The organism is Flavobacterium sp. B167r, from assembly GCF_056824315.1.
This window is the reverse complement of the sequence record NZ_CP124859.1, coordinates 4,929,542-4,952,262: the sequence shown is the minus strand read 5'-3', so window position 1 is coordinate 4,952,262 and position 22,721 is coordinate 4,929,542. Positions and strand designations below refer to the sequence as shown.

General features: G+C 32.8%; 16 protein-coding genes. 3 read left to right on the top strand and 13 right to left on the bottom strand.

Annotation, left to right across the window (positions count from 1 at the left end; all coding sequences use genetic code 11):
- Positions 1-69: 69 nt before the first annotated feature.
- Complete coding sequence (locus tag QLQ96_RS21565) at positions 70-1,209, top strand: MFS transporter (protein ID WP_482493180.1); 1,140 nt, start codon at positions 70-72, stop codon at positions 1,207-1,209.
- Positions 1,210-1,276: 67 nt separating this feature from the next.
- Here the strand turns inward: QLQ96_RS21565 and QLQ96_RS21560 are convergent, their stop codons facing one another.
- The 7 genes from QLQ96_RS21560 to truA form a co-directional block, all read right to left on the bottom strand.
- On the bottom strand, positions 1,277-2,761 hold the full coding sequence (locus QLQ96_RS21560; protein ID WP_482493179.1) for a DUF1254 domain-containing protein: 1,485 nt from the start codon (positions 2,759-2,761) through the stop codon (positions 1,277-1,279).
- A gap of 291 nt (positions 2,762-3,052) precedes the next feature.
- Complete coding sequence (lpdA, locus tag QLQ96_RS21555) at positions 3,053-4,441, bottom strand: dihydrolipoyl dehydrogenase (RefSeq protein ID WP_482493178.1); 1,389 nt, start codon at positions 4,439-4,441, stop codon at positions 3,053-3,055.
- A 339-nt stretch (positions 4,442-4,780) separates the two neighbouring features.
- Complete coding sequence (locus QLQ96_RS21550; RefSeq protein ID WP_482493177.1) at positions 4,781-9,904, bottom strand: T9SS type A sorting domain-containing protein; 5,124 nt, start codon at positions 9,902-9,904, stop codon at positions 4,781-4,783.
- Between the two features lie 225 nt (positions 9,905-10,129).
- Positions 10,130-10,714, bottom strand: coding sequence for an NUMOD4 domain-containing protein (locus QLQ96_RS21545; protein WP_482493176.1), 585 nt, complete (start codon positions 10,712-10,714; stop codon positions 10,130-10,132).
- 446 nt (positions 10,715-11,160) lie between these two features.
- A complete protein-coding gene (locus tag QLQ96_RS21540) occupies positions 11,161-11,451 on the bottom strand; it encodes a ubiquitin-like protein (protein WP_482493175.1) in 291 nt (96 codons plus the stop codon).
- A gap of 181 nt (positions 11,452-11,632) precedes the next feature.
- The gene (locus QLQ96_RS21535; RefSeq protein WP_482493174.1) at positions 11,633-13,387 is read right to left on the bottom strand and encodes an ABC transporter ATP-binding protein; all 1,755 of its coding nucleotides are present in this window, start codon (positions 13,385-13,387) and stop codon (positions 11,633-11,635) included.
- 77 nt (positions 13,388-13,464) lie between these two features.
- Positions 13,465-14,199, bottom strand: coding sequence for a tRNA pseudouridine(38-40) synthase TruA (gene truA, locus QLQ96_RS21530; protein WP_482493173.1), 735 nt, complete (start codon positions 14,197-14,199; stop codon positions 13,465-13,467).
- 247 nt (positions 14,200-14,446) lie between these two features.
- Between truA and QLQ96_RS21525 the strand changes: the two genes are divergently transcribed.
- Complete coding sequence (locus tag QLQ96_RS21525; RefSeq protein WP_482493172.1) at positions 14,447-14,941, top strand: metallophosphoesterase family protein; 495 nt, start codon at positions 14,447-14,449, stop codon at positions 14,939-14,941.
- 1 nt (position 14,942) lies between these two features.
- Here QLQ96_RS21525 and QLQ96_RS21520 read toward each other — a convergent pair whose 3' ends face one another.
- The 3 genes from QLQ96_RS21520 to QLQ96_RS21510 all read right to left on the bottom strand — a co-directional run bounded on the left by QLQ96_RS21520 (position 14,943) and on the right by QLQ96_RS21510 (position 17,057).
- Complete coding sequence (locus tag QLQ96_RS21520; RefSeq protein ID WP_482493171.1) at positions 14,943-15,851, bottom strand: sensor histidine kinase; 909 nt, start codon at positions 15,849-15,851, stop codon at positions 14,943-14,945.
- A 10-nt stretch (positions 15,852-15,861) separates the two neighbouring features.
- Positions 15,862-16,521, bottom strand: coding sequence for a response regulator (locus QLQ96_RS21515; protein WP_482493170.1), 660 nt, complete (start codon positions 16,519-16,521; stop codon positions 15,862-15,864).
- A 125-nt stretch (positions 16,522-16,646) separates the two neighbouring features.
- Positions 16,647-17,057 (bottom strand): DUF4293 domain-containing protein, encoded by a 411-nt coding sequence (locus tag QLQ96_RS21510; RefSeq protein WP_482493169.1) that lies wholly within the window; start codon positions 17,055-17,057, stop codon positions 16,647-16,649.
- A gap of 183 nt (positions 17,058-17,240) precedes the next feature.
- Here QLQ96_RS21510 and rho point away from each other — a divergent pair, with 183 nt between their 5' ends.
- Positions 17,241-19,070 carry a transcription termination factor Rho gene (rho, locus tag QLQ96_RS21505; RefSeq protein ID WP_482493168.1) on the top strand — a complete coding sequence of 610 codons (1,830 nt, stop codon included), beginning with the start codon at positions 17,241-17,243 and terminating at the stop codon, positions 19,068-19,070.
- A gap of 123 nt (positions 19,071-19,193) precedes the next feature.
- Here the strand turns inward: rho and QLQ96_RS21500 are convergent.
- The 3 genes from QLQ96_RS21500 to QLQ96_RS21490 form a co-directional block, all read right to left on the bottom strand.
- Positions 19,194-20,554 (bottom strand): IS3 family transposase gene (locus tag QLQ96_RS21500; protein ID WP_482493167.1). Its coding sequence is split into 2 segments (ribosomal slippage): positions 19,194-20,092 and positions 20,092-20,554, totalling 1,362 coding nucleotides; the frame shifts between segments, so codons are not numbered across the junction.
- Positions 20,555-20,670: 116 nt separating this feature from the next.
- Positions 20,671-21,687 carry a M28 family peptidase gene (locus QLQ96_RS21495; protein WP_482493166.1) on the bottom strand — a complete coding sequence of 339 codons (1,017 nt, stop codon included), beginning with the start codon at positions 21,685-21,687 and terminating at the stop codon, positions 20,671-20,673.
- Positions 21,688-21,696: 9 nt separating this feature from the next.
- Positions 21,697-22,698, bottom strand: a complete 1,002-nt coding sequence (locus QLQ96_RS21490) for a DUF3667 domain-containing protein (protein WP_482493165.1) — start codon at positions 22,696-22,698, stop codon at positions 21,697-21,699.
- Between the last annotated feature and the right edge of the window lie 23 nt (positions 22,699-22,721).

The following is a 22,721-nucleotide window of genomic DNA, read 5'->3' as shown; positions in this document are numbered from 1 at the left end:
GTGGATTACTTAAAGGTAAGTAGTGTGTAAATTATTTTTTGCCATTGCAAATTTGCAAAAAATAAATTTATGAAACGTATACATTATCTTTTAGCATTGGGGACATTTGGAATTGGGACAACCGAGTTTGGAGTAATTGGAATTTTACCCCAAATTGCATCTGCTTTTTCAGTAACAATAGAAAAAGCAGGATGGCTTTTAAGTCTTTTTGCATTAATTGTTGCTGTATCTGGACCATTTGTGGTTCTTTTATTAAGGTCTTTTGACAAGAAGAAAACTTTGTTATTTGCTTTAAGTGTTTTTACCCTATCAAATATAGTTTCTGTATTTTCATTAAGTTTTAATATGCTTTTGGTAGCCAGAGTATTGCCTGCTTTTTTACATGCTGTATTTTGGGCAATTTCTCTTTCAATTGCAGCAAATAATCCATCTGATGAGAATTCTTCAAATGGTGTTGCTGTTGTTTTTGGAGGTTTTACCATTGCAAGTGTTATTGGTGTGCCAATAGCGACTTTAATTGCTTCGATATTTAGTTGGAAATCCTCTTTTATTTTATGCGCAATCATTAATGCATTGTCTTTTCTGGGAATATTGTTTTTTATGCCCTCAATAAGCAGTACTAAAAAAGAATCTCTGACTTCTCAGACCAAAATCCTGAAAAAGCCTATATTATGGATTAGTTTTTCTTTGTCATTTTTGATGATAGCCGGTATGTATTCTACTTATGGATATATGGCAGATTTTCTAAATAAGATTACCAAAATGGATGGAATACAAATTAGTTTTATGCTATTTGTTTTTGGACTAACTGGCGTTGCCGGCAATTGGATTGCGGGTAAGCTTTTAAGAAAAAATATTCTATTAACTGTTTTTGTCTTTATAGTTTCACTATCGTTTATACATCTGCTTTTATATTTTTATGGATCTCACTATGTGCCCATGTTGTTATTAATTATTATTTGGGGTTTTATGCATACATCTGGTTTTTTAATAAGTAATGTCAATCTTACTTCTTCAGTTTCAGAATCGCCAGAATTTGTGAATAGCATATTTACGACATGCGGAAATGCGGCTGTAACATGTGGTGCAATGGTTGGAGGCTGGTTTATATCTAGTTTTTCTATTGAAAATGTGGTCTGGTCAAGTGTTGGATTACTTTTATTGTCATTAATACCATGGGGATTGAAGAAGTTTTATAGTTTTGAATAAACTTTATAAATAAAGAATCCGATTTGCTTAACAAATCGGATTCTTTTAAATTAAAATGAAACTTCATTTATTTTGAAAGAAGAACAGCTGGCGGTGTCCATTCATTTTTAATTGTTTTTTCTTCTGGACCATAACATCTAAAGTACAGACAAAAAATACCTTTTGGGCATGGCAGCCAGTTTGCTTTTTTATCTCCAGAAGGTTCAGAATTATGAATATATATGGTAAGAGAGCCGTCACTATTATATTTTAGATCTTTATTTTTTGTACCTACAGAATAACGTTTAATTGGATTTGGTGAAAAGAAATGATGTTCGTCATACAAAGTAAGTGACCAAAAACCTTTTACAGGCGGCATTTTATCTTTTGCAAAAGTGACAGTATAAGAATTTGCTCCGTTTAATTGAGCACCTTTTGAATCCAGATCTTGATAAAAATATTTGGTTTCTGCTTTTGCATTTACCAATATATTTGATTTTGCCATAGCAGTACGAGTAAAATAATCTGTTCCAAAAGCGGCGCAGTTATCGGCAGTCGACCAATTATCGCTTAACGGAATTCCCCAATTGCGAAATTGTAATAATGGGTCAATCAATTCTTTTTCGGCTTTAAAAGCTTCTTCAACAATTGCTTTTTTTAAGGCAGGATCTTTTTTTGCAGCTTCAAGAACAGCGAGAATTTGCGCGTAGCGAGATTCTTCGCCTGGTAGGGGCGGAGCGTCTTTTAAAACTATAGGAAGTTCGTCGAAAAATTTATCCGGAAATACCCATTTGGTTTCACCAGATCCACCATCTTTTGTAGGAAAACCTAATGAAGGAAGTTTGCTCCAGTCTTGCGTTTTTTCTTTTCCGTCAAATTTATCCAAAGCATAGACATCGATTTTATTTATGATGGTTTGTACTGCTTTTTTATCTTCGGGAGTGTCATCTTGAAAAACTCTTGGAACAATAAAGGCGGTTCCGGTTTTACTGCGAAATACTTTTGTAATTCCTTTTGGAGTTTCTCCTTTCCAGTTTGGTCCAACAAGCAGATAAAACCCTGGTTTTGTGTCGTACATTTTGCCAAGCTGTGCAAAAGAATCTGTTCTTAAATCTACTACTTGATAAACCCAGAAACGATCGCCAAAGTCGGGCACTTGAACGATAACTGGAGTTTCGTCTAATGCCGCAATTGCAGCGCCATAAACCACATCTTGATTGGGACAAGCAACCCAGCGTTGTTCGGGCTGAATGTAATCATGAAGCATGGCTAAAGAGTTTAAGGGAGCAAAAGGAAGAACGCCATTCATTAAACCAACTTTCGGAGCTTGTTTGAAGGCTAAACGGCGATTATAAATGTTCTCTAAAGGCCATGCCCAGAAGTAAGCATCTCTTGCAACTTGTCTAGCATACGATTCTGTAATTTTAACTTTTATATCGGGGCCAGAAGGCAGTTTTTTTATGGTTGTAGTGTCGTTCTCTGCAGCAATTGGTTGAGCAGTATCTGTTTCTGCATTTTGTTTGCATGCTATCAAAAGAAGTACAGATAAAATGGGAAGGAGAAATTTTTTCATAGAATCAATTTATTTTTTAATACTAATTTTTACTCTTGAATGGGTAACGAATAATCAGAAAAAAGCAGAAAACAGTAGTTTTTAAGAGATACTACGATAAAATAAAAACTTGATATTTTCTTATAATGTGATAATTGACTGAAAAAAATATTGTAATATTTAGTACTAAATTTATAAATAAATTCTGAATTTTAGATAAAAAAAATCCGACCTGCTTTCGCAAATCGGATTTTATAAATTGAAAATTATATATAACTCCGTAAAGAAATCAATTCTTTACATTGTATATTTTTACAAGTGAATTACTTCGCCGTAAGCATCAGCAACAGCTTCCATAACCGCCTCGCTCATTGTTGGGTGAGGGTGGATAGATTTAAGGATTTCGTGACCAGTAGTTTCTAGTTTACGAGCTACAACTGCTTCAGCAATCATATCTGTAACACCAGCACCAATCATGTGGCATCCTAACCATTCTCCGTATTTAGCATCGAAGATTACTTTTACGAATCCGTCAGCAGCTCCAGCAGCTTTTGCTTTTCCAGAAGCTGAAAATGGGAATTTACCAATTTTTAATTCGTAACCTTTTTCTTTAGCTTGTTTTTCAGTCAAACCAACAGAAGCGATTTCTGGAGTTGCGTAAGTACAACCCGGAATGTTTCCGTAATCGATTGGATCAACGTGTAAACCTTTAATTTTCTCCACACAGTTGATTCCTTCAGCAGAAGCAACGTGAGCTAAAGCTTGACCTGGAGTAACGTCTCCAATTGCGTAGTATCCTGGAATATTAGTTTGGTTGTAAGCGTTTACTAAGATTTTATCTCTGTCAACTGCAATACCAACTTCTTCTAATCCGATGTTTTCGATGTTTGTTTTGATTCCAACTGCAGAAAGTACGATGTCAGCTTCAAGAATTTCTTCCCCTTTTGCTGTTTTTACAGTTGCTTTTACTCCGTTTCCTGAAGTATCAATTTTTTCTACAGAAGAGTTAGTCATGATTTTCACACCAGCTTTCTTCATAGAACGCTCCATTTGTTTAGAAACGTCTTCGTCTTCTACAGGAACAATGTTTGGCATAAATTCTACAATAGTAACGTCAGTTCCCATTGAGTTGTAGAAGTGAGCAAACTCAACTCCAATTGCTCCAGAACCTACAATGATCATAGATTTTGGTTGAGTTGGTAATGTCATTGCCTGACGGTATCCAATTACTTTAACACCATCTTGAGGTAAGTTTGGCAACTCACGAGAACGAGCACCAGTTGCGATGATAATGTGATCAGCGCTGTATTCTGTAACTTTATTGTCTTTATCAGTAACGTCAAGTTTTTTACCTGGTTTTAGTTTTCCAAAACCTTCAATAACGTCAATTTTGTTTTTTTTCATTAAGAATTGAACCCCTTTGCTCATTCCTTCCGCAACACCACGGCTACGTTGAACAACTGCTGGGAAATCTTTATCAAATTCAGAAACTTTCAATCCGTAGTCAGAAGCGTGTTTAAGGTAATCAAAAACTTGAGCAGATTTTAAAAGCGCTTTTGTTGGGATACATCCCCAGTTAAGGCAAACTCCACCAAGATTTTCTTTTTCTACTACAGCTACTTTAAAGCCTAATTGAGAAGCTCTAATCGCTGTTACATATCCTCCAGGACCACTTCCTAAAACAATAACGTCGTATTTCATTTTTTTTGTTTTTAGTATTAACTATCGAAAATGAAGTTTGTATTTCCGAAACTCATCTTTCGATTTCTTCTTTTGTTATTTGTGTTTGCGAATTTAAGGATTTATTTTAAATGAACACTTGAAATTTTGTTTTTAAAGAGAGAGATTTTGGTCTTTTCACAGAGATTAAATGAAAAGTTATATGAAAAGGTAAAAAAAGAATAATATCCTGCTTTTTTTTAATAAAATCACAGCAAAGTTGCTGGCGCGAAATTCTGAATCGAAGTTTACATAAACTAAAAACCACACTTTTAATTTAGTAAAAGCGTGGTTTTTAATTTTAAAATATAAATAGAATATTTACTGAATAATGATTTTTTTGACAATGTGCGCATCTTCATTTTCTAGGTAAAGATAGTAAACACCACGTGGAGCTCCTTGAAGTTTAATATGATTTTCTTCTTTTTCAGAATCTAAAAGCATCACTTTTATCAGCTTACCTGAGTTGTCGTAAATACTTGCTTTTTTCATTGAAGCATTCATTATATAAAAATCTCCATTTGAAGGATTTGGATAAATTGTCGCTTTATTGAAAACTGCATCTGGAATTCCTAAAGCACTGCATTTTGCAGTATATTCTGCTGTAGCATCTTTAGCACCAGACCAATTTGAATTAGAATAAGTTGGATCATCAACTTTAATGCAAGATAGTTGAGCGTTGTTTTTGAAATCTAAATTTACTAAAAGCTCATTGTGGCCGTTTTGTAAATTTAATTCAGATAAATTATTATTAGAAGTGTTAATATCTGTCAGATTTGGGTTTTTTGATAAATCAAGACTTGTTAACTGATTATTTGAAACGTTAAGTTTTGTCAACAAAGTATTGTTTGACAAATCCAAACTTGTCAATCCGTTTGAAGTTGAAACTGATTTTCTAACATTGATCTTCATTCCATTAACATAAAATTCTTTTAGCAATTTATTGTTTGAAACGTTCACACTTGTTAGCGGATTATTTGAAATATCCAAATAAGTTAATTGCGTATTAGCAGACAAGTCAATTGTTGTGATTGAATTTCCTGTACAAACTAATTTCTCTAAAGCTGTAAAATTTTGAAGCCCAGTTAAATCGCTGATATTAGAATTTGAAATGTCTAAAGTTTTAATGCTTGAAATGCTTGAAGTTGATACTTTTCCGTTTTTTCCGTCGGTATCAATTCCTGCAGCAATAAGGAAATCTTCAAAATTAGAATCGGTAATCAATGTAGAGTTATTACAATCGGTGCTAAAGTTTGCAGAAGAATCTTTTCTAGAAGACCATTTTTCATTTGAGTAAGCAGCATTATCAACTTGGATACAAGTTAAATCAGGATTATCTCTAAAATCTATTCTATAAATAATTAAATTAGGATCAAGTTGATAAGAATCAAATGCAGTATTGTTTCCGTTTTTTAAGTTAAGACTTTTTAATTTGTTCGATTCGCATTCCAACGAACTCAGGTTTTTATTGTTTGAAACATCCAGATTTGTAAGTTCGTTTTTAGCACAATCTAACGTTCCAAGTTTTGTATTTGCAGAAACATCTAGAGCAGTCAGTTTGTTATTGTCACAATATAGAAATTGCAAGTTTATGTTTTTAGAAACATTTAAGTCTGTTATTAGATTTGAATTACAATCAAACGAACTTAATAGAGTGTTATTTGAGACATCTATGTTTGTTAGTTTGTTTCCGTAAACCAGTAATCTTGTTAATGCCGTATTTGCAGAAACGTCTAATGTTGTCAACTTATTTGTATTACAAACTAATGTGTTCAAAGCAGTATTTTTAGAAACATTTAAAACACTGTATTGATTATTCCCAGCCCACAATTCTACTAGTTTTGTGTTGGTGCTAATATCTAAATACGCAATTTGATTTGATGTACAAGTCAATGATGTCAATTCTGTGTTTTTTGAGACACTTAGATATGCAATTGTATTATAACCAACATTCAATTTAGTTAAAGCAGTATTGTTAGAAACATCTATATAAGATATTTTGTTAGATGAACATTCTAAAGAAGTTAGATTTTTATTACTACTAACATCTAAATAGGACAATTTATTAGCTGTACAATTAAGTGAAACTAAATCAGTATTCTGATATAAATCTAAGTAAGTTACAAGATAGTTGTTGTTGCAATCTAATGTTCTTAGAGCTTTGTTTCTTGTAACGTCTAAAGCTTGTAAAGTATAATTGCCATTACATTTTAGGGAAGTTAAAGAGGTGAAAGCTTCAAGACCAGTTAAGTTTGTAATAGAGCTGTAAGAAACGTCTAAATCAGTTATTTTATCAATGCTTGAAGTTAATACTCTTCCATCTGGAGCTCCAGAATCAATTCCTAAAGCAATTAATTTTTTCTCAAAGTTGCTGTCTGGAATTGCTGTATATGAATTTGTTTGGCATTCATTAGAATAACTTGCATTTGCATCTTTCGCACTAGCCCAATTTGCATTTGAAGTCGCAGCATTATCAACCTGAATACAAGTTAAATTAGGGTTTGCTGTAAATCTTATGCTTTGAGCTGCAATTAATTGATTCTGACCATTCTTCAAATTTAAACTTCTTAAGTCACTATTGTCGCATAAAAGCCCTACCATGGCAGGATTGCTTGAAATGTCTAATGTCGTTAGTCTAGTGTAACCAGCTGATAGATAGCGTAAGGTCGGAATTTGTGAAACGTTAAGTTCTGTAATAAGATTAAGGCTTACATCTAAATTATCCAGTTTAATGTTTTTTGAAATGTCAATTGCTGTAAGTTTATTAACACTACAATTAAATGAAATTAATAAAGGATTATTCGTAACATCTAAGCTTGTAAGCTGATTGTAAGAAACGTCCAACACAATTAAATTCAAGTTTTTAGAAACATCAATACTTGTTAGTTTACCATTTCCGCCATCACCTGCGCGTCCTGTATTTCCATGGCAATACAATCTTTGCAATGCTGTAAAATCTTGTATCCCTGTTAGATCAGTAATGGTTGTATTAATTCCTAAATCTAGAGTTATTAAAGAAGAAACATTTGAAGTCAATACTTTTCCATCTGGAGTTCCAGAATCAATTCCTAAATCAATAAGCTTGTTTTCGAAATTAATATCGGGAATCAAAGTGTAAGATGAAGTAGGCTGACAATCTGTAGAATAGTTCGCTGTAACATCTTTTGCACTAGCCCAATTTGCATTTGAAGTTGCAGTATTATCAACCTGAATACAAGTTAAATTTGGGTTTGCTGTAAATCTTATGCTTTGAGGTGAAATTAATTGATTCTGACCATTTTTCAAATTTAGACTTCTTAAATCACTATTGTTACAAATTAGCCCTACTAGTTTAGGATTTTGTGAAAGGTCTAATGCTGTTAGTCTGGTAAAATCAGTTGATAAATAGCGTAAAGTTGGGATTTGTGAGACCTTAAGTTCTGTAATCAAATTGCTGTTTACATCTAAATTATCCAGTTTAATATTTTTTGAAACGTCAATTGCTGTAAGTTTATTAACCTGACAATTTAATGAAATCAATAGCGGATTGTTGGAAACATTTAAACTTGTAAGCTGATTGTATGAAATGTCCAATACAGTTAAATTCACGTTTTTTGAAACATCAATGTTCGTTAGTTTACCATTTCCGCCATCACCTGCGCGTCCGGTATTTCCATGACAATGTAATCTTTGCAATGCTGTAAAATCTTGGATTCCTGTCAGATCAGTAATGGTTGTATTGGTTCCGAAATCTAATATTGTTACAGAAGAGATATTAGAAGTCAATACTTTTCCATCTGGAGTTCCAGAATCTATTCCTAAATCAATAAGTTTATTTTCGAAATTAATATCGGGAATCAAAGTGTAAGATGAAAATGATTGGCAGTCTGATGAATAGTTTGCTGTAGCATCTTTTGCACTAGCCCAATTTGAAGTTGAAGTTGCAGCATTATCAACCTGAATGCAAGTTAAATTAGGGTTCACTTTAAAGCTAATGCTTTGAGGAACAATTAATCCATTTTGGCCATTTTTTAAATTTACACTTCTTAAATCGCTATTGTTAGAAAACACGCCTACAAGAGCGGTATTGCTTGAAAGATCTAATGCTGTTAATTTGGTATTATCAGTTGATAAATAGCGTAAAGTAGGAATTTTTGAAACGTCAAGCTCTGTAATAAGGTTGTGACTTACACTTAAATTGTCTAGTTTAACGTTCTTAGAAATATCAAGTGTTGTGAATTTATTAACTTGACAATTTAACGAAATCAATAGGGGATTGTTCGTAACATCTAAACTCGCAAGTTGATTGTACGAAACATCAAGAACAGTTAGATTAACATTTTTAGAAACATCAATAGTTTTTAGTTTACCATTTCCTCCATCACCTAAACGTCCTGTATTTCCATGGCAATATAATCTTTGTAACGCTGTAAAATCTTGTATCCCTGTTAGATCAGTAATGGTTGTATTGACACCGAAATCTAATTGTGATACAAGAGAAACTCTTGAAGTCAAAACCATTCCGTCTGGGGTTCCAGAGTCAATTCCTAAAGAAATAAGTTTGTTCTCGAAATTGATATCGGGAATCAAAGTATAACTAGGACAAGTTGTAGCATAACTTGCAGTAGCATCTTTTGCATTTGGCCACTTTGAATTGGAATAACTCACATCATCTACCTGTATGCAAGTCAGTTTTGGATTGTTTGTACAAAAGTTCTGACCAAGATTTATTGATGTATTGTTTCCGTTTTTTAGATTTAAGCTTACAAGTTTGTTTGACGACACATCAATATTTCGGAGTTCTCTTATTTTTGAAGCATCTATTAAGGTGATTTCGTTATTTGCACAAAACAAATGCATCAAACCACTATTTTTAGTAACATCAAGCACATTTTTTATCTTATTGTTAGTACAATTAAGAAAAATAAGGAAAGGATTGTTAGTTAAGTTTAATGAACCAATTAAGTTGTCAGAACAGTAAAGTTTGCTCAGTTCTGGATTTTTAGATGTATTTAAAGCAGTTAATTGATTTTGAAAACAAGATAAATCCATTAAAGCTGTGTTCTTAGAAACATCTAAAGAGCTTAATTGATTGGTGTAACAATCTAACGTTCGAAGGGATTTAAGTTGCGTAACATCCAGACTTTTTATTTGATTGGCATAACAAGACAAAGTAACCAGTTTAGTATTTTGACTAACATTTAAAGCGGTTAATTCGTTGTAAGCACATTTTAAGGTCTGAAGATTAACAAAATCCTGAATTCCTGTAAGATCTTTGATTGAAGAAGAACTTACATCTAAAGAAGTAATAGATGAAATGTTCGAAGTTGGTACTTGTCCGTCTAGGACTGTGTCCAAACCAAGTGAAATTAGTTTTGATTCAAATTTTGGATCTGGAATTAAAGTGTTTTGTGAAAAAGAGGATAAAGTAATAAAAGACAATAAAATAAGTAATTTTCTCTTCATAAAAGTATCTTTGGATTTGGTATGCAAGTTTACGATTATTAAAATTATTTGATCATATTATTCTGCCTTTTTAGAATTATTTTTTTAATATTTTAAAAGAAAATAAATATAAAAGTTAAAATTTATAGTTTTATCTGAATTCATAGAAGTTCGTTCAAACAAGAAGGAGCTTCCAATTATTGGAAGCTCCTTCTTGTTTGAATAATATAATATATTTTTGAATGATTAAATCTTCACATGTCCCCAGTTTTCTCCACTGGCAATTCTCCTGATTTGCATTTCGCTTACGCCAAATTGTTTTGCAATCATTTTAAGACGTGTTTTTTGTTCAGGTCTTGCCAGGATTTTTTTAATTAACATCACTTTAGTTGTAGTCAATTTTCGTCCGTCGGCTTTAAGATTGTGTTCAATTAAATTCTTTTTAGCCTGAATTACGCGCGGACTCTTACGGCTGTGCGCCATCATTTCTTGTTTGGTTGCCCAGCGAAGATTCCTTGCGTCATCATTTGCTCTGTTGTAATCCAAATGCAGAACATACGTTTGTTCTTCAGAATCTTTTGGGATAAAATATTGGGCAACTAATTTATACAAGAAGAGGTATTTGTTTACGATTTTATCGTCTTTTTTAACCTTAAAACGGAAAGTTGGATATCCGTCGCTTAAACCTCCTTTTAAAATGCGTCCATTTTCAATTTCGTCTGTAAAACTTATTAAACGACCTCTGTTTGAAATGGCGTATCTTAATTGTAATGAGGCATTTACTTCTATTTCTTTGAATTTCTCATCAGGATAAAATCTATTTTGTGGCATTTTCTTTTACATTTGATTTCTATACTCTCAAAGATAAAGAATAAACAAAAAAATCCTGCTATCTAACTGATTGGGAAAGAGTAATTTTATGATTTCTATAACGCTAATTTAACGTTTTAAAGCGTTTATAATAGTTTTTAGTCGGATTTTAAATCACAATTTAGGAATACTGCAGTTTTTTAATTTAAGAAACAAACGTCAATTTATAGCTAAATAATTATTAATTTATTGGTTTTGCGAATGCTTAAATTATGAATTCCTTTTTTTGATGATACAATAGTATCAAATTCGGTTGGGATTCACATTCAGAATCAATTCTCAAACTATATTAAAAACAAAAGGGTTTGACTTTTTAAAGTCAAACCCTTTTATTGTAATAAGTGTGTATTGAAAGCTATTTTTAAAATGCAATCAATAGAATTTTATTTTTTAATAAATTGATTAAATTATGGACATGGAAATCTTATAACTGCATGTATAGTGCTTTCTTTTTGAATGTTATAATCAGATAATGTTCTTCCGTCTTCAAGTTGTTTTCCTGCAAATATTAATCTTATGCACTCAGGTCTAATTCCTTCCTTATCAAATATTTTTGCTTTAACATTATCAATAGTGTCAGAGCTTTCCATCTCAATAGTTATAACTCTTCCACCCAGAACGTTTATAAAAATTTGCATTGAGAATGCATTAGCCGAAAAGACTAAAAAGAAAACGAGAAAAAGTAATTTTTTTTTCATAAGTATTTTTTAAAAATGATTTATTTATTCATCAAACATACTTATTTATTTGTAAGAATACAATTAAAATTATTGAGTTTGTGTTAAATTCATTTTCACTAAATATAATGAATAATTGTGTTTTTAGTGTTTAAATATTTGTAAGGCTTTAAAAATTAAAGATGTAGGTGATTTCTCTAAGCTAGTTAGCTACTGAAAATTGCGAATCATACAAGTTTTTATAATAACCATCAGTTTTATGCAATAATTCCTGATGCGTTCCTTGTTCCACAATTAAACCCTTATCCATTACCACAATTTTATCAGCATTTACAATTGTTGCTAGTCTGTGCGCTATAATTATCGAAGTTCTTCCTTTTGTAATCGTTTCTGTCGCACGCTGAATCATTTCTTCAGAATAGGTATCGATAGAAGAAGTCGCTTCGTCCAAAATCAAAATACTTGGATTGCTTACATAAGAACGTAAAAAGGCAATCAGCTGGCGCTGTCCAGACGAAAGCATAACCCCGCGCTCTTTTACATCAAAATCATAATTGTCTGGTAGATTCATAATAAAATCATGAACACCAATTTTCTTTGCAGCATCAATTACTTTGTCTCGAGTAATTTCTGGATTGTGCAAAGTAATATTGTTATAAATCGTATCGGCAAACAAAAACACATCTTGCAAAACGACAGCAATTTGTTTTCTTAAAGAAGCCAAAGTGTAGTTTTCGATATTTTCTCCGTCAATGCAGATTGTCCCGCTATTGATTTCGTAAAAACGATTCAACAGATTAATAATCGTAGATTTTCCTGCTCCTGTAGAACCCACAATAGCAATAGTTTGTCCGGCAGAAACAGATAAATCGATTCCTTTTATGACTTCTTCTTCTGGAATGTAGCTGAAACGAACGTCTTTAAAATCAATTCTTCCATCAAAAACGGGTGCTTCAATTGTTCCGGTATCTTGAATGTGATCTTGTGTATCGATAATATCAAAAACACGATTGGCAGCAATCATTCCTAATTGCATCTCGTTAAATTTATCCGCAATTTGTCTCAACGGATTAAATAGCATTCCGATAAACATTGTATATGAAAATAAATCTCCAAAAGTCGTAAAATGATCTCCGTTTAAAATTCTGAAACCGCCGTAAACCACAACCAAACCTAAAGTTATTGACGAAATAATATCGGCAATAGGGAAGAAGATCGAGTTGTATAAAATAGTCTTAATCCAAGCAACTCTATGTTTATTGTTGATTTCTTTAAAGTTTTCGGCTTCGATTTTTTCACGGTTAAAAAGCTGAACGATTTTCATTCCTGTCACACGTTCCTGCACAAACGAGTTCATGTTGGCAATCTGAGTTCTTACTTCCTCAAAAGCCACTTGCATTTTGCGTTGGAAAATTCTAGTTATATAAACTAAAATAGGCATTGCAATCACGACAATCCAAGTCAGTTTCCAGTTCATGTAAAACATAAAAATAAGGACTACAACCATTTTCATCAAATCGCTTATAATCATAAATAAACCTTGACTGAAAATACGGGCAATCGACTCAATATCTGAAACGGCACGCGTAACCAACTGTCCAACTGGAACTAAATCAAAATATTTCATTCTGAAACTCAAAATGTGCTTAAAAAGCTTAGTTCGAATGTCTTTTACAATATCCTGCCCAAGCCAGTTTGCCCAATAAACAAAATAGAATTGAGAAAAAACTTCCATCAGTAAAACTACTCCCATCAAAACGATGTACATCAGCAATCCCATTTTGTCATGGGTTTTGATGTAGCCATCGACCGTTTCTTTAAGTAAATAAGGACGAAGTGCTGCGAAAATTGATAGTGAAATGGCAAATATGATTACGCCATAATATCGCCATTTATAAGGACGCGTATATTTTAAAATTCTTTTGAATAATCCAGTATCGAATGCTTTTGCTTTCATCTTTTTAAGCTTTAAGCTTTAGGCTTTAGGCTTAGGCAAAAGTTTGGAGCTTATTGCCTGAAGCTTATAGCTTTTAGCTATAAATAATCGTAATCTATTTTGGTTAAATATAAACCATGTGCGGGAACCGAAAATCCTGCTTTTTCTCTGCTTTTGCTGGCAATGATGTTTTCGAAGTCCGTTAAAGTGATTTTCTTTAAACCGATATTAATCAAAGTGCCGACAATTGCGCGAACCATATTTCTTAAAAATCGATTTGCTGAAATGGTGAAAATCAGTTTTCCATTTTCTTGTTTCCAGTATGCCTCAAAAATCGTGCAATCAAATGTGTTTACGTCAGTATTAACTTTTGAAAAACATTGGAAATCGGTATGTTTCAATAATAACTGAGCAGCTTCATTCATTAAACTAACATCCAGTTTTTGTGTAACATACCAGCTCAATTCCTGTAAAAACGGATTTTTCAATGTATTAATATGATATTCGTAAGTTCGTTTTGTAGCATCAAATCTACAATGTGCTTCGTCGTGAACTAAGATAATATTAAAAATAGCAATGTCTTTTGGTAAATACGAATTCAGTTTATGAATTAAAACCGGAATATCTAAGGTTTTTTCTGTGTCAAAATGACCGTACATTTCACTCGCATGAACACCAGCATCGGTTCTCCCAGCGCCCATAATGCTAATAGTTTCATTTAATAAAACTGAAAAAGCCTTGTTTAAAGTTTCTTGAATTGAAGAAGCATTCGGCTGTATTTGCCAGCCATGATAGTGTGTTCCGTTATAAGCGAATTGAATAAAATATCTCACAATTGAGGGTCAAAGGTTCAGAGGTACAAAGGTACAAAGGTTTTTTTAAAGATGACTTTTAAAAGGTGCAAAGGTTCAAAGGAGAAGAGATTTGAAATTTTTCAATATGTTTAATAATGTAGATACGATGCGGTGCGGTGCCTCTAACGCTAGATTAGCTAATAATAAATATCAAGATTGTATTTTAGTATTTAGAGAAAAAACCTTTGTACCTTTGTACCTCTGAACCTTTTGAACCTCCAAAAAATTGACTAAAATCCTCCTTCTCTCAGATACTCACAGCCACATCGACGATACAATTTTAAAATATGTTGCTCAGGCAGATGAAGTGTGGCATGCTGGAGATATTGGAGATTTAGCAGTTACAGATGCCATTAAAAAGCTAAAACCCTTAAGAGCAGTTTACGGAAATATTGACGATGCAAAAGCAAGATTAGAATTTCCGCTAAATAACCGATTTTCATGCGAAAATGTTTCAGTTTGGATTACACATATCGGTGGTTATCCAGGCAAATACAATCAAAATGTTAGGGAAGAATTGGCTTCGAATCCGCCCAAACTGTTTATTTGCGGACACTCGCATATTTTGAAAGTCATCTTCGATAAAAAGAATAATTTACTGCACATGAATCCGGGCGCGGCTGGGAAAAGCGGATTTCATAAAGTGAGAACCATGCTTCGATTTGTAATTGATGAGGATAAAATCAAAGATTTGGAAATTATCGAAATAGGAGCGAAGTAATCTAATGAAGAAGAGGAATCTCAATTTTTATTTTAGTTCCTTGATTTTCTTTTGAAATGATAGACAAAGTCCCTTTGTATTTTTTAATTCGAGCTCTAATTCTGTTTAAGCCAAACCCCTCAGCATCTTTTAATTTCTGAGTTTTAAAACCAATCCCGTCATCGTAAATTCTTAGGATTAATTGATTTTCTTTTTCGGTCAAAGAAAGTTTTGCTTTTTTTGCATTACTGTGTTTGGTAATGTTGCTAAATAATTCGCTGATAATAAAATAGATTTTCATTTCGAATTTTTCAACATATCTTTTGTTAGTAGGAATTGAGCTTGAAAATTCAAAATCTATAGCAGAATTAGAGTTTTTTTCACATAAATCTTCCAAGGCATAAATTAATCCAAAACGAACCAAAAGTGTCGGCACAAGATCGTGAGACATGTCGCGTAAAAGTTCATGCGCTTCCGACAGAATAGCTTTTGCTTTTTGTATTTCATCCGATTTTATATCGTTTTGTGCTGTAAAAGTATTTAAATGTAATCCTGCAGAAGACAATAGGGAATTAATATTGTCGTGCAGAAAAGAAGCAATTTTTTTATGCTCAATTTCTTGAGAATCAATACCTGAATTGATAATGTTTAGAAGGATTTTTTGTTTAGTGTCTTTTCGTTTTATTTTCTGTTTTAATTTATTGTTTTGGTATAAAAAGTAAAGCAAAAGAAAAATAATGACAGTAAGTATAATTGATAAACTGACGATTTTTTTGTTTCGTAATTGTTCTGATGTCCTGAGATTTAGATTTGTAGTTTTGCTCTTAGTTTCAGTTTGCGGAACTTTTATCGTGTCATTATGCTTTGCGACGCTAATTCCTTCAATAGCAAAAAGCAAAAGCAGTGATATAAGGAGTTTGAATCGAAACATGAAAGCAATTTTAAGGATTAATCAAATTGTTTTTGAGGGCATATTTTACCAAACCTATTGTGCTTTTGACATTAAGCTTTTTCATGATGTTTTTACGATGCGTTTCGACAGTATGCGAACTAATAAAAAGCTTTTCGCTGATTTCTTTCCCGCTGTATTCTAGCGCAATTAAAATAATGATTTCAATCTCGCGTGGACTTAAAATCGGATTTTCTATAATTACATTCGGGTTCAGTTTCGGATTGTCTCTGAAGGTGTTGAAAATCTTTTCTCTAACGGCATCGCTAAAGTATTCCTCCCCCTGATAAACAGCTTCCACAGCTTCGATAATATTTTCGCCAGCGCAATTTTTTGTCAAATAACCTTTTGCGCCCAATTTCATTACTTCTTTAATGATTTTTAGGTCGTCATAACTAGATAAAATAATGACTTTGCAAGACAGTTGTTTTTCGTTAAATTCTTTGAGTGTTTCAATGCCGTCTTTCTTCGGCATGCTTATGTCTAAAATTAGGACATCGGCTTTGTCTTTTATCACATCATCATAAACTGTGGTGCCGTCAAGCGAACTTCCCACAACATCAAAGTTTGAAACAGTTTGAAGCAAGTTTGATAAGCCATCAATTAAAACTTGATGATCGTCTGCAAGATATATTTTTATTTTAGAAGTCATTTTAGAGAAACCAATTAAACGGTAAAAATATAAAAAATATCTTACAATAGTTTCGTTTTAGGCATAAAAAAAACCCGAATAAGAATCCGGGTTTTTCTTCGCACAAATAAACTAAGTTTATAGGTTTACCTCAAACGATCAACAGATTTTACAAGATCTTCATCCTTTTTGATGGCCTTATTAGCTAAAACTAATAACACGATAGCAACAATCGGCATGAACATCCCAATACCTTTCTCAGAGACCTCAGCCTCTCCAGATAAATTTAGTGATCGATATACAAATAATCCTAATAAAATTAAATTTAATATTATATTAAGTCTGTTTAATACAAACTGATTTTGTCTCTTTTTAAATGAAATTATACTGATTATACTAAGCATAGTTGTTAAGCCTAATAAAACGGCATAAAGTTGGTCCTGCATAAAAAAGAATGGCTTTCCTGCACTAGTTGTCCAAAGCGGAACAAAAAGCATTAAAATGCCAGTTGCAGCAAAAGCTAGAAATAAATATACAGTCTGAATTCTTTGTATCATGGTCAAAAATTGTTTTACAAAAATATATTTTCTTTTTTTAAAATACTATTGTATGATAAAATTTTATTCGTATTATTGCATCATAATACCGTAAGCACTTCATACTGCGGTCAATTCAAATTAATTATCTACCTATTCTTTTTACAGTATTTCCTTTAAAATAATTAAATTCATAGAACATTCATGTTTGATATTTCTGCATTAAAAGAAATGAAGCTTGCTGAGCTTCAAGAAATAGCTAAGTTAGCTAAAACAATAAAGATTACCGGTGTCAAGAAAGAGACTTTAATTAGTCAGATTTTAGCACACCAAGAGAGCGCTAATGCTCCGGCTCAAGCACCTCAAGCAGAAGTAGTTTCTGATGCTAAAGATGAAAAGCCAAAACGCGCTAGAATTGCACCAGTAAAACCAAAAGCAGCTAATACAAAAAATGCTCCCGTTTTAGAATTTGATAAAGTAGAGGAAACTGTTCAAAAAAACGAGACTGCAGAAACAGTTCAGCCAATTGCAGAAACGGCAACTGAAGCAGTACAGGAAAATAAAGCAGCAGCCGAAAAAAAGGAGCCTAAAGGTGGAAAATTCAATAAACAGGCCTATGAGAAAAAAGTAGCCCTGAAAAAAGAAAAAGAAGCAGTTACTACTGAGGAAGTTGCAGAATCGGCTCCATCAGAACCAATTATTTCTGAGCCAACAGCCGAAACAGCTGAAAAAACTCCACAAACTGCTCCTGCAAAAAAGATCAATCCGAATCAGAATAAAAATCAGAACCAGAACCAAAACCCGAATCAAAATCAAAATCAGAGCGGGAATGGCAATGGAAACGGAAATCACAACAACCAAAACCCTAATCACAAGAATAAAAAGAACAATAATAACTTCAGAGATTCAGATTTTGAATTTGACGGAATTATTGAAAGTGAAGGTGTTTTAGAAATGATGCCAGACGGTTACGGATTTTTACGTTCATCAGATTATAATTATTTAGCTTCTCCAGATGATATTTATTTATCAACTTCACAAATCAGATTATTTGGTTTAAAAACTGGAGACACCGTAAAAGGAGTGGTTCGTCCGCCAAAAGAAGGTGAGAAGTTTTTCCCATTGGTTCGTGTATTAAAAATTAATGGTCACGATCCGCAAGTTGTTCGCGATAGAGTTTCTTTTGAACACTTGACCCCAGTTTTTCCTTCAGAAAAATTCAAACTAGCCGAAAAAGGCAGTTCTATTTCAACAAGAATTATAGATTTGTTTTCACCAATAGGTAAAGGTCAGCGTGGTATGATCGTTGCTCAGCCTAAAACAGGTAAAACAATGCTTCTTAAAGATATTGCAAACGCAATTGCTGCCAACCATCCTGAAGTTTATTTGATTGTTCTTCTTATTGATGAGCGTCCTGAGGAGGTTACAGATATGCAAAGAAGTGTTCGTGGTGAGGTTATCGCTTCAACTTTCGACAGAGAGCCACAAGAACACGTAAAAATTGCAAACATTGTATTGGAAAAAGCAAAACGTTTGGTAGAATGCGGTCACGATGTTGTGATTTTATTAGATTCGATTACGCGTTTAGCTAGAGCTTACAATACGGTTCAGCCTGCATCAGGAAAAGTATTAAGTGGAGGTGTTGATGCGAATGCATTACAAAAACCAAAACGTTTCTTTGGAGCGGCTAGAAATGTAGAAAACGGAGGTTCTTTAAGTATCATCGCAACTGCATTGACAGAAACTGGTTCTAAAATGGACGAAGTTATCTTCGAAGAATTTAAAGGAACGGGTAACATGGAGTTACAATTAGATCGTAAGATAGCTAATAAACGTATTTTCCCTGCAATCGACCTTACTTCATCTAGTACACGTCGTGACGATTTATTATTGGATGAGAAAACATTACAAAGAATGTGGATCATGCGTAAATATCTATCAGATATGAACCCAGTAGAATCTATGGACTTCGTAAATGATCGTTTCAAGAAAACGAAGAATAACGAAGAGTTTTTGATTTCTATGAATGATTAATTTAAAGGAACAAAGGCTCAGAGGTACAAAGTGACAAAGGTTTTGTCTTTGAGTTTAAAAATATAAATGCAATAAAAAAGGATGAGTTTTAGACTGCACCCAAAAGTTTAGACGAATTTATAATTAAATTTGATAATAATGAGCTCGATATTGTATCGGGCTCATTCCTTTTAGATTAAGTTTTATTCTGTCATTATTGTAATATTCTATATATTCGATTATTTCCTGTTTTAATTGAGTAACGGAATTGAATTTTTTAAGGTAAAAAAGTTCTGATTTCAATATTCCGAAGAAGTTTTCAATTATTGCGTTGTCAAGACAATTACCTCTTCTAGACATACTTTGCTTAATTCCCTTTTGTTTTAATAAGTGCTGATATTGTTTCATTTGGTACTGCCATCCCTGATCTGAATGCAATATTAAATTAGTCTTATCGGGTATTCTTTCAAAAGATTTTTCAAGCATGGATGCAATTTGATTAAAAACTGGCCTTTCAGATAAATCATAACTGATAATTTCTCCATTAAATAAATCAATTATTGGAGAGAGATATAACTTTTTTCCGGATACATTAAATTCTGTGACATCTGTAGCCCATTTTTGATTAGGCTTTTCTGCCTTAAAATTACGCTTTAATATATTTGGAGCTATTTTCCCATGCTCTCCTTTATATGATTTATATTTTTTAACTCTTATTAAGCTTTTTAAGCCTAAAAGCTTCATTAATCTGAGTACAGTTTTATGATTAATTAAAACGCCTTTATTTTTTATTTCTAAAGTAATGCGCCTGTAGCCAAACCTGCCTTTATGCTGATGGTAAATCTGCTGAATGAGTAATTTTATATCTCTATATTTATCAATTATATGATATTTTTTTTCATAGTAATAATAACTGCTTCGTGCCATATTCATATGGCCCAGCATGATGCCCAGGTCATAATCATGCCTTAATTCTATTATGGCTTGCGCTTTAAATTCTTGATTTCGTCGGCTTGAACTAAGGCATTGAACTTTTTTAAAAGAGCATTTTCACATCTTAATGATTCTATCTCAAGTAAAAGTTCTTCTTCTCTAGTGAGAGGTTTAGCGGATTTCTTTTTGGCTCTTTTGAAAGTCATAGGCTTAGGTCTTCCTTTAGGTTTATTCTGTAAGCCTAAAACTCCTAGTTTTTGATAATTCTTCTGCCATTGAATGATAACGGAACTACTGGGAATATTAAACTCAACACAAGCTTCTTCCAAAGATAGTGACTTATCTATAATTCCCTGCAATACATTTTGTTTGAAATCAACAGAATAGTGTTGATTCTTTCTAGGTAAAAGCCCTTCTTTACCAACCTTTTTGTAAAAACTAATCCATTTGCAGAGATTTGATATTCTTAAATTTTTCTCTTTTGCAACTGAATTAATTGAATAATTCTTTTTTAAAACTTCATTGACACAAAGAAGCTTAAATTCATAACTGTATTTGACTTTTCTTTCCATAAAAATGCCCCCAAATAGTATCTAACTTTTTTGGGGCAGTTCATTTTAACTCATCCTTTTTTATTGCTAAAGAAAAGATTAGAAGCCTTTATCACTTTGTACCTCTGAACCTTTAACTATTTCTTATCAACTACAGGTCTATTCTCTCTATTTGCCAATTCCCAAGCTACAACAAAAGCAAGTTGAGTTCTTTTTGTTAAAGCATCATATTCGATTTTTTGAGGCTCGTCGCCTTTTCCGTGGTAATCTTCGTGAACTCCGTTGAAGAAGAAAACAGCTGGAATACCATGTTTTGCGAAGTTATAGTGGTCAGAACGCTCATAGAAATGGTTTGGATCTTTTGGATCATTAAATTTAAAATCTAAGTCCATTTTGATGAATTTCTCATTTTGAGCTACAACAGCATTGTGTAAATCAGATGATAATCTGTCAGCACCAATTACATATACATAATTGTTTGTGTTTGCATGCTCCACATCGCGACGTCCGATCATATCGATATTGATGTCTGCAATTGTGTTTGCGACTGGAAACAAAGGATTTTCAGAATAATAACGCGATCCGTGTAAACCGTGTTCTTCACCAGTTACGTGCAAGAACAAAATAGAACGTTTTGGTCCGTGTCCTTGTTTTTTTGCTTTCGCGAAAGCTTTAGCCATTTCCATAACCGCTACAGTTCCAGAACCATCATCATCAGCTCCATTGTAAACTTCGCCATCTTTAATTCCAACGTGATCGTAGTGAGCAGAAATTACCAAAACTTCCTCTGGTTTTTCAGAACCTTCAATGTAAGCCCAGATATTTTCTGAATCAGGTAAATTTTGATTACGTTTTGCGTTCATAAATGCAGCAGGAACAGGCTGATAGTAATCTGACGCTCCTTTTGGAAAAGATATTCCATTTTTTTTGTATTGCTCAATCATATAAAGACCCGCTTTTTTCTGTCCTTTAGAACCAGTTTCGCGACCTTCCATTTCATCAGAAGCAACAGTATAAAGCATTGTTTTAAGATCTTTTTCGCTGATCGCCTTAATATATTTTGAAGGATCCGAATTGTCTTTCGATGCGGTTGACTGCGTAGTTTTACAAGAATACGCAGTAACAATTAAAAATAAAATGAGTAATTTTTTCATTCTAAATAGTTAGTGTAAATTAATAAATGTGTAAAGAACGTAAAGGGTCAGTAAAAATAGAATAAAAAGTGAGTTTATTACAAAGAGTATAGCGCTTTTAACAAATGACACAATTCTAGACTCGCCATAAAAACGATGATGTGCAGGATAAAAATAGTAACACATCCAGATGGTTCCGACAGAATTTGTAATTCCCGAAATTAAAGACAACGGACTATTTTCGCCAAATGAGCCAATAATCCTGTCTATGATAAACATAAGGAGGAAAATCAATAAGAGAAAGGAGAAATAATGGAGCGTAAAAATTCCGTGATCAAAATAATACCATTTCTTTTTGTTGTGAAAAAGCCACAAGAAAAAAGCGAAAAATGGCATAATAATGAATAGGATTTTTGGAAGATTGTGAAAGAAAGATTCTATGAATTTTATAATTATTTCCTTTTTAGTATATTTTTCAGTTACATGGACGGCTTTTTCATAAAACCAGTACGACGTGCTATTTAACTTTTCACTTTGCTTTCCATATTTCTGAATGGAATCAATTTCTTTCATTGTTTTCAATTGAAAATAGGACTTGTCTACTACTTTAGATTTTAAATAGGATTTCTCATTCCAGTTTTTCTTTTCTTGAGTGACTGCTATTTCAAAATTAGACGTTATTTCCTTGTCGCTTTTCGCTAGATCCTCTGTTAAATTACTTGGAAATAGCGCAATTAAAAGAAAGGTGACAAAACTAATGAAGATATAAAGACGAACAGGAGCCAGATAAGACAATCTTTTTCCTGAAAGATATTCTTTAGTAAGTGTTGAAGGCTTAAAAAGAAGGTTTTTTATGGTTTTCCAAAAAGCATTTTCGTAATGCGTTAAGTCTTCAAAAAAGTGAATAAAGAGATGGTGAAAAGTTTTTCTGCTGTCGCTATTTTCTTGTCCGCAGTTGGGGCAGAATTTCTGATCCACAACGTGCCTGCAATTTAAGCATGTTTTATCTTCTCTAATTTTACTATGTGACATTGGTTTATGTTATGATTTTATTT

Excerpts from the sequence above, each read along its gene's own strand:
- QLQ96_RS21565 (WP_482493180.1), top strand. The coding sequence starts at position 70 with ATGAAACGTATACATTATCTTTTAGCATTGGGGACATTTGGAATTGGG.
- QLQ96_RS21560 (WP_482493179.1), bottom strand. The coding sequence starts at position 2,761 with ATGAAAAAATTTCTCCTTCCCATTTTATCTGTACTTCTTTTGATAGCA.
- lpdA (WP_482493178.1), bottom strand. The coding sequence starts at position 4,441 with ATGAAATACGACGTTATTGTTTTAGGAAGTGGTCCTGGAGGATATGTA.
- QLQ96_RS21550 (WP_482493177.1), bottom strand. The coding sequence starts at position 9,904 with ATGAAGAGAAAATTACTTATTTTATTGTCTTTTATTACTTTATCCTCT.
- QLQ96_RS21545 (WP_482493176.1), bottom strand. The coding sequence starts at position 10,714 with ATGCCACAAAATAGATTTTATCCTGATGAGAAATTCAAAGAAATAGAA.
- QLQ96_RS21540 (WP_482493175.1), bottom strand. The coding sequence starts at position 11,451 with ATGAAAAAAAAATTACTTTTTCTCGTTTTCTTTTTAGTCTTTTCGGCT.
- QLQ96_RS21535 (WP_482493174.1), bottom strand. The coding sequence starts at position 13,387 with ATGAAAGCAAAAGCATTCGATACTGGATTATTCAAAAGAATTTTAAAA.
- QLQ96_RS21520 (WP_482493171.1), bottom strand. The coding sequence starts at position 15,851 with ATGTTTCGATTCAAACTCCTTATATCACTGCTTTTGCTTTTTGCTATT.
- QLQ96_RS21515 (WP_482493170.1), bottom strand. The coding sequence starts at position 16,521 with ATGACTTCTAAAATAAAAATATATCTTGCAGACGATCATCAAGTTTTA.
- QLQ96_RS21510 (WP_482493169.1), bottom strand. The coding sequence starts at position 17,057 with ATGATACAAAGAATTCAGACTGTATATTTATTTCTAGCTTTTGCTGCA.
- rho (WP_482493168.1), top strand. The coding sequence starts at position 17,241 with ATGTTTGATATTTCTGCATTAAAAGAAATGAAGCTTGCTGAGCTTCAA.
- QLQ96_RS21495 (WP_482493166.1), bottom strand. The coding sequence starts at position 21,687 with ATGAAAAAATTACTCATTTTATTTTTAATTGTTACTGCGTATTCTTGT.
- QLQ96_RS21490 (WP_482493165.1), bottom strand. The coding sequence starts at position 22,698 with ATGTCACATAGTAAAATTAGAGAAGATAAAACATGCTTAAATTGCAGG.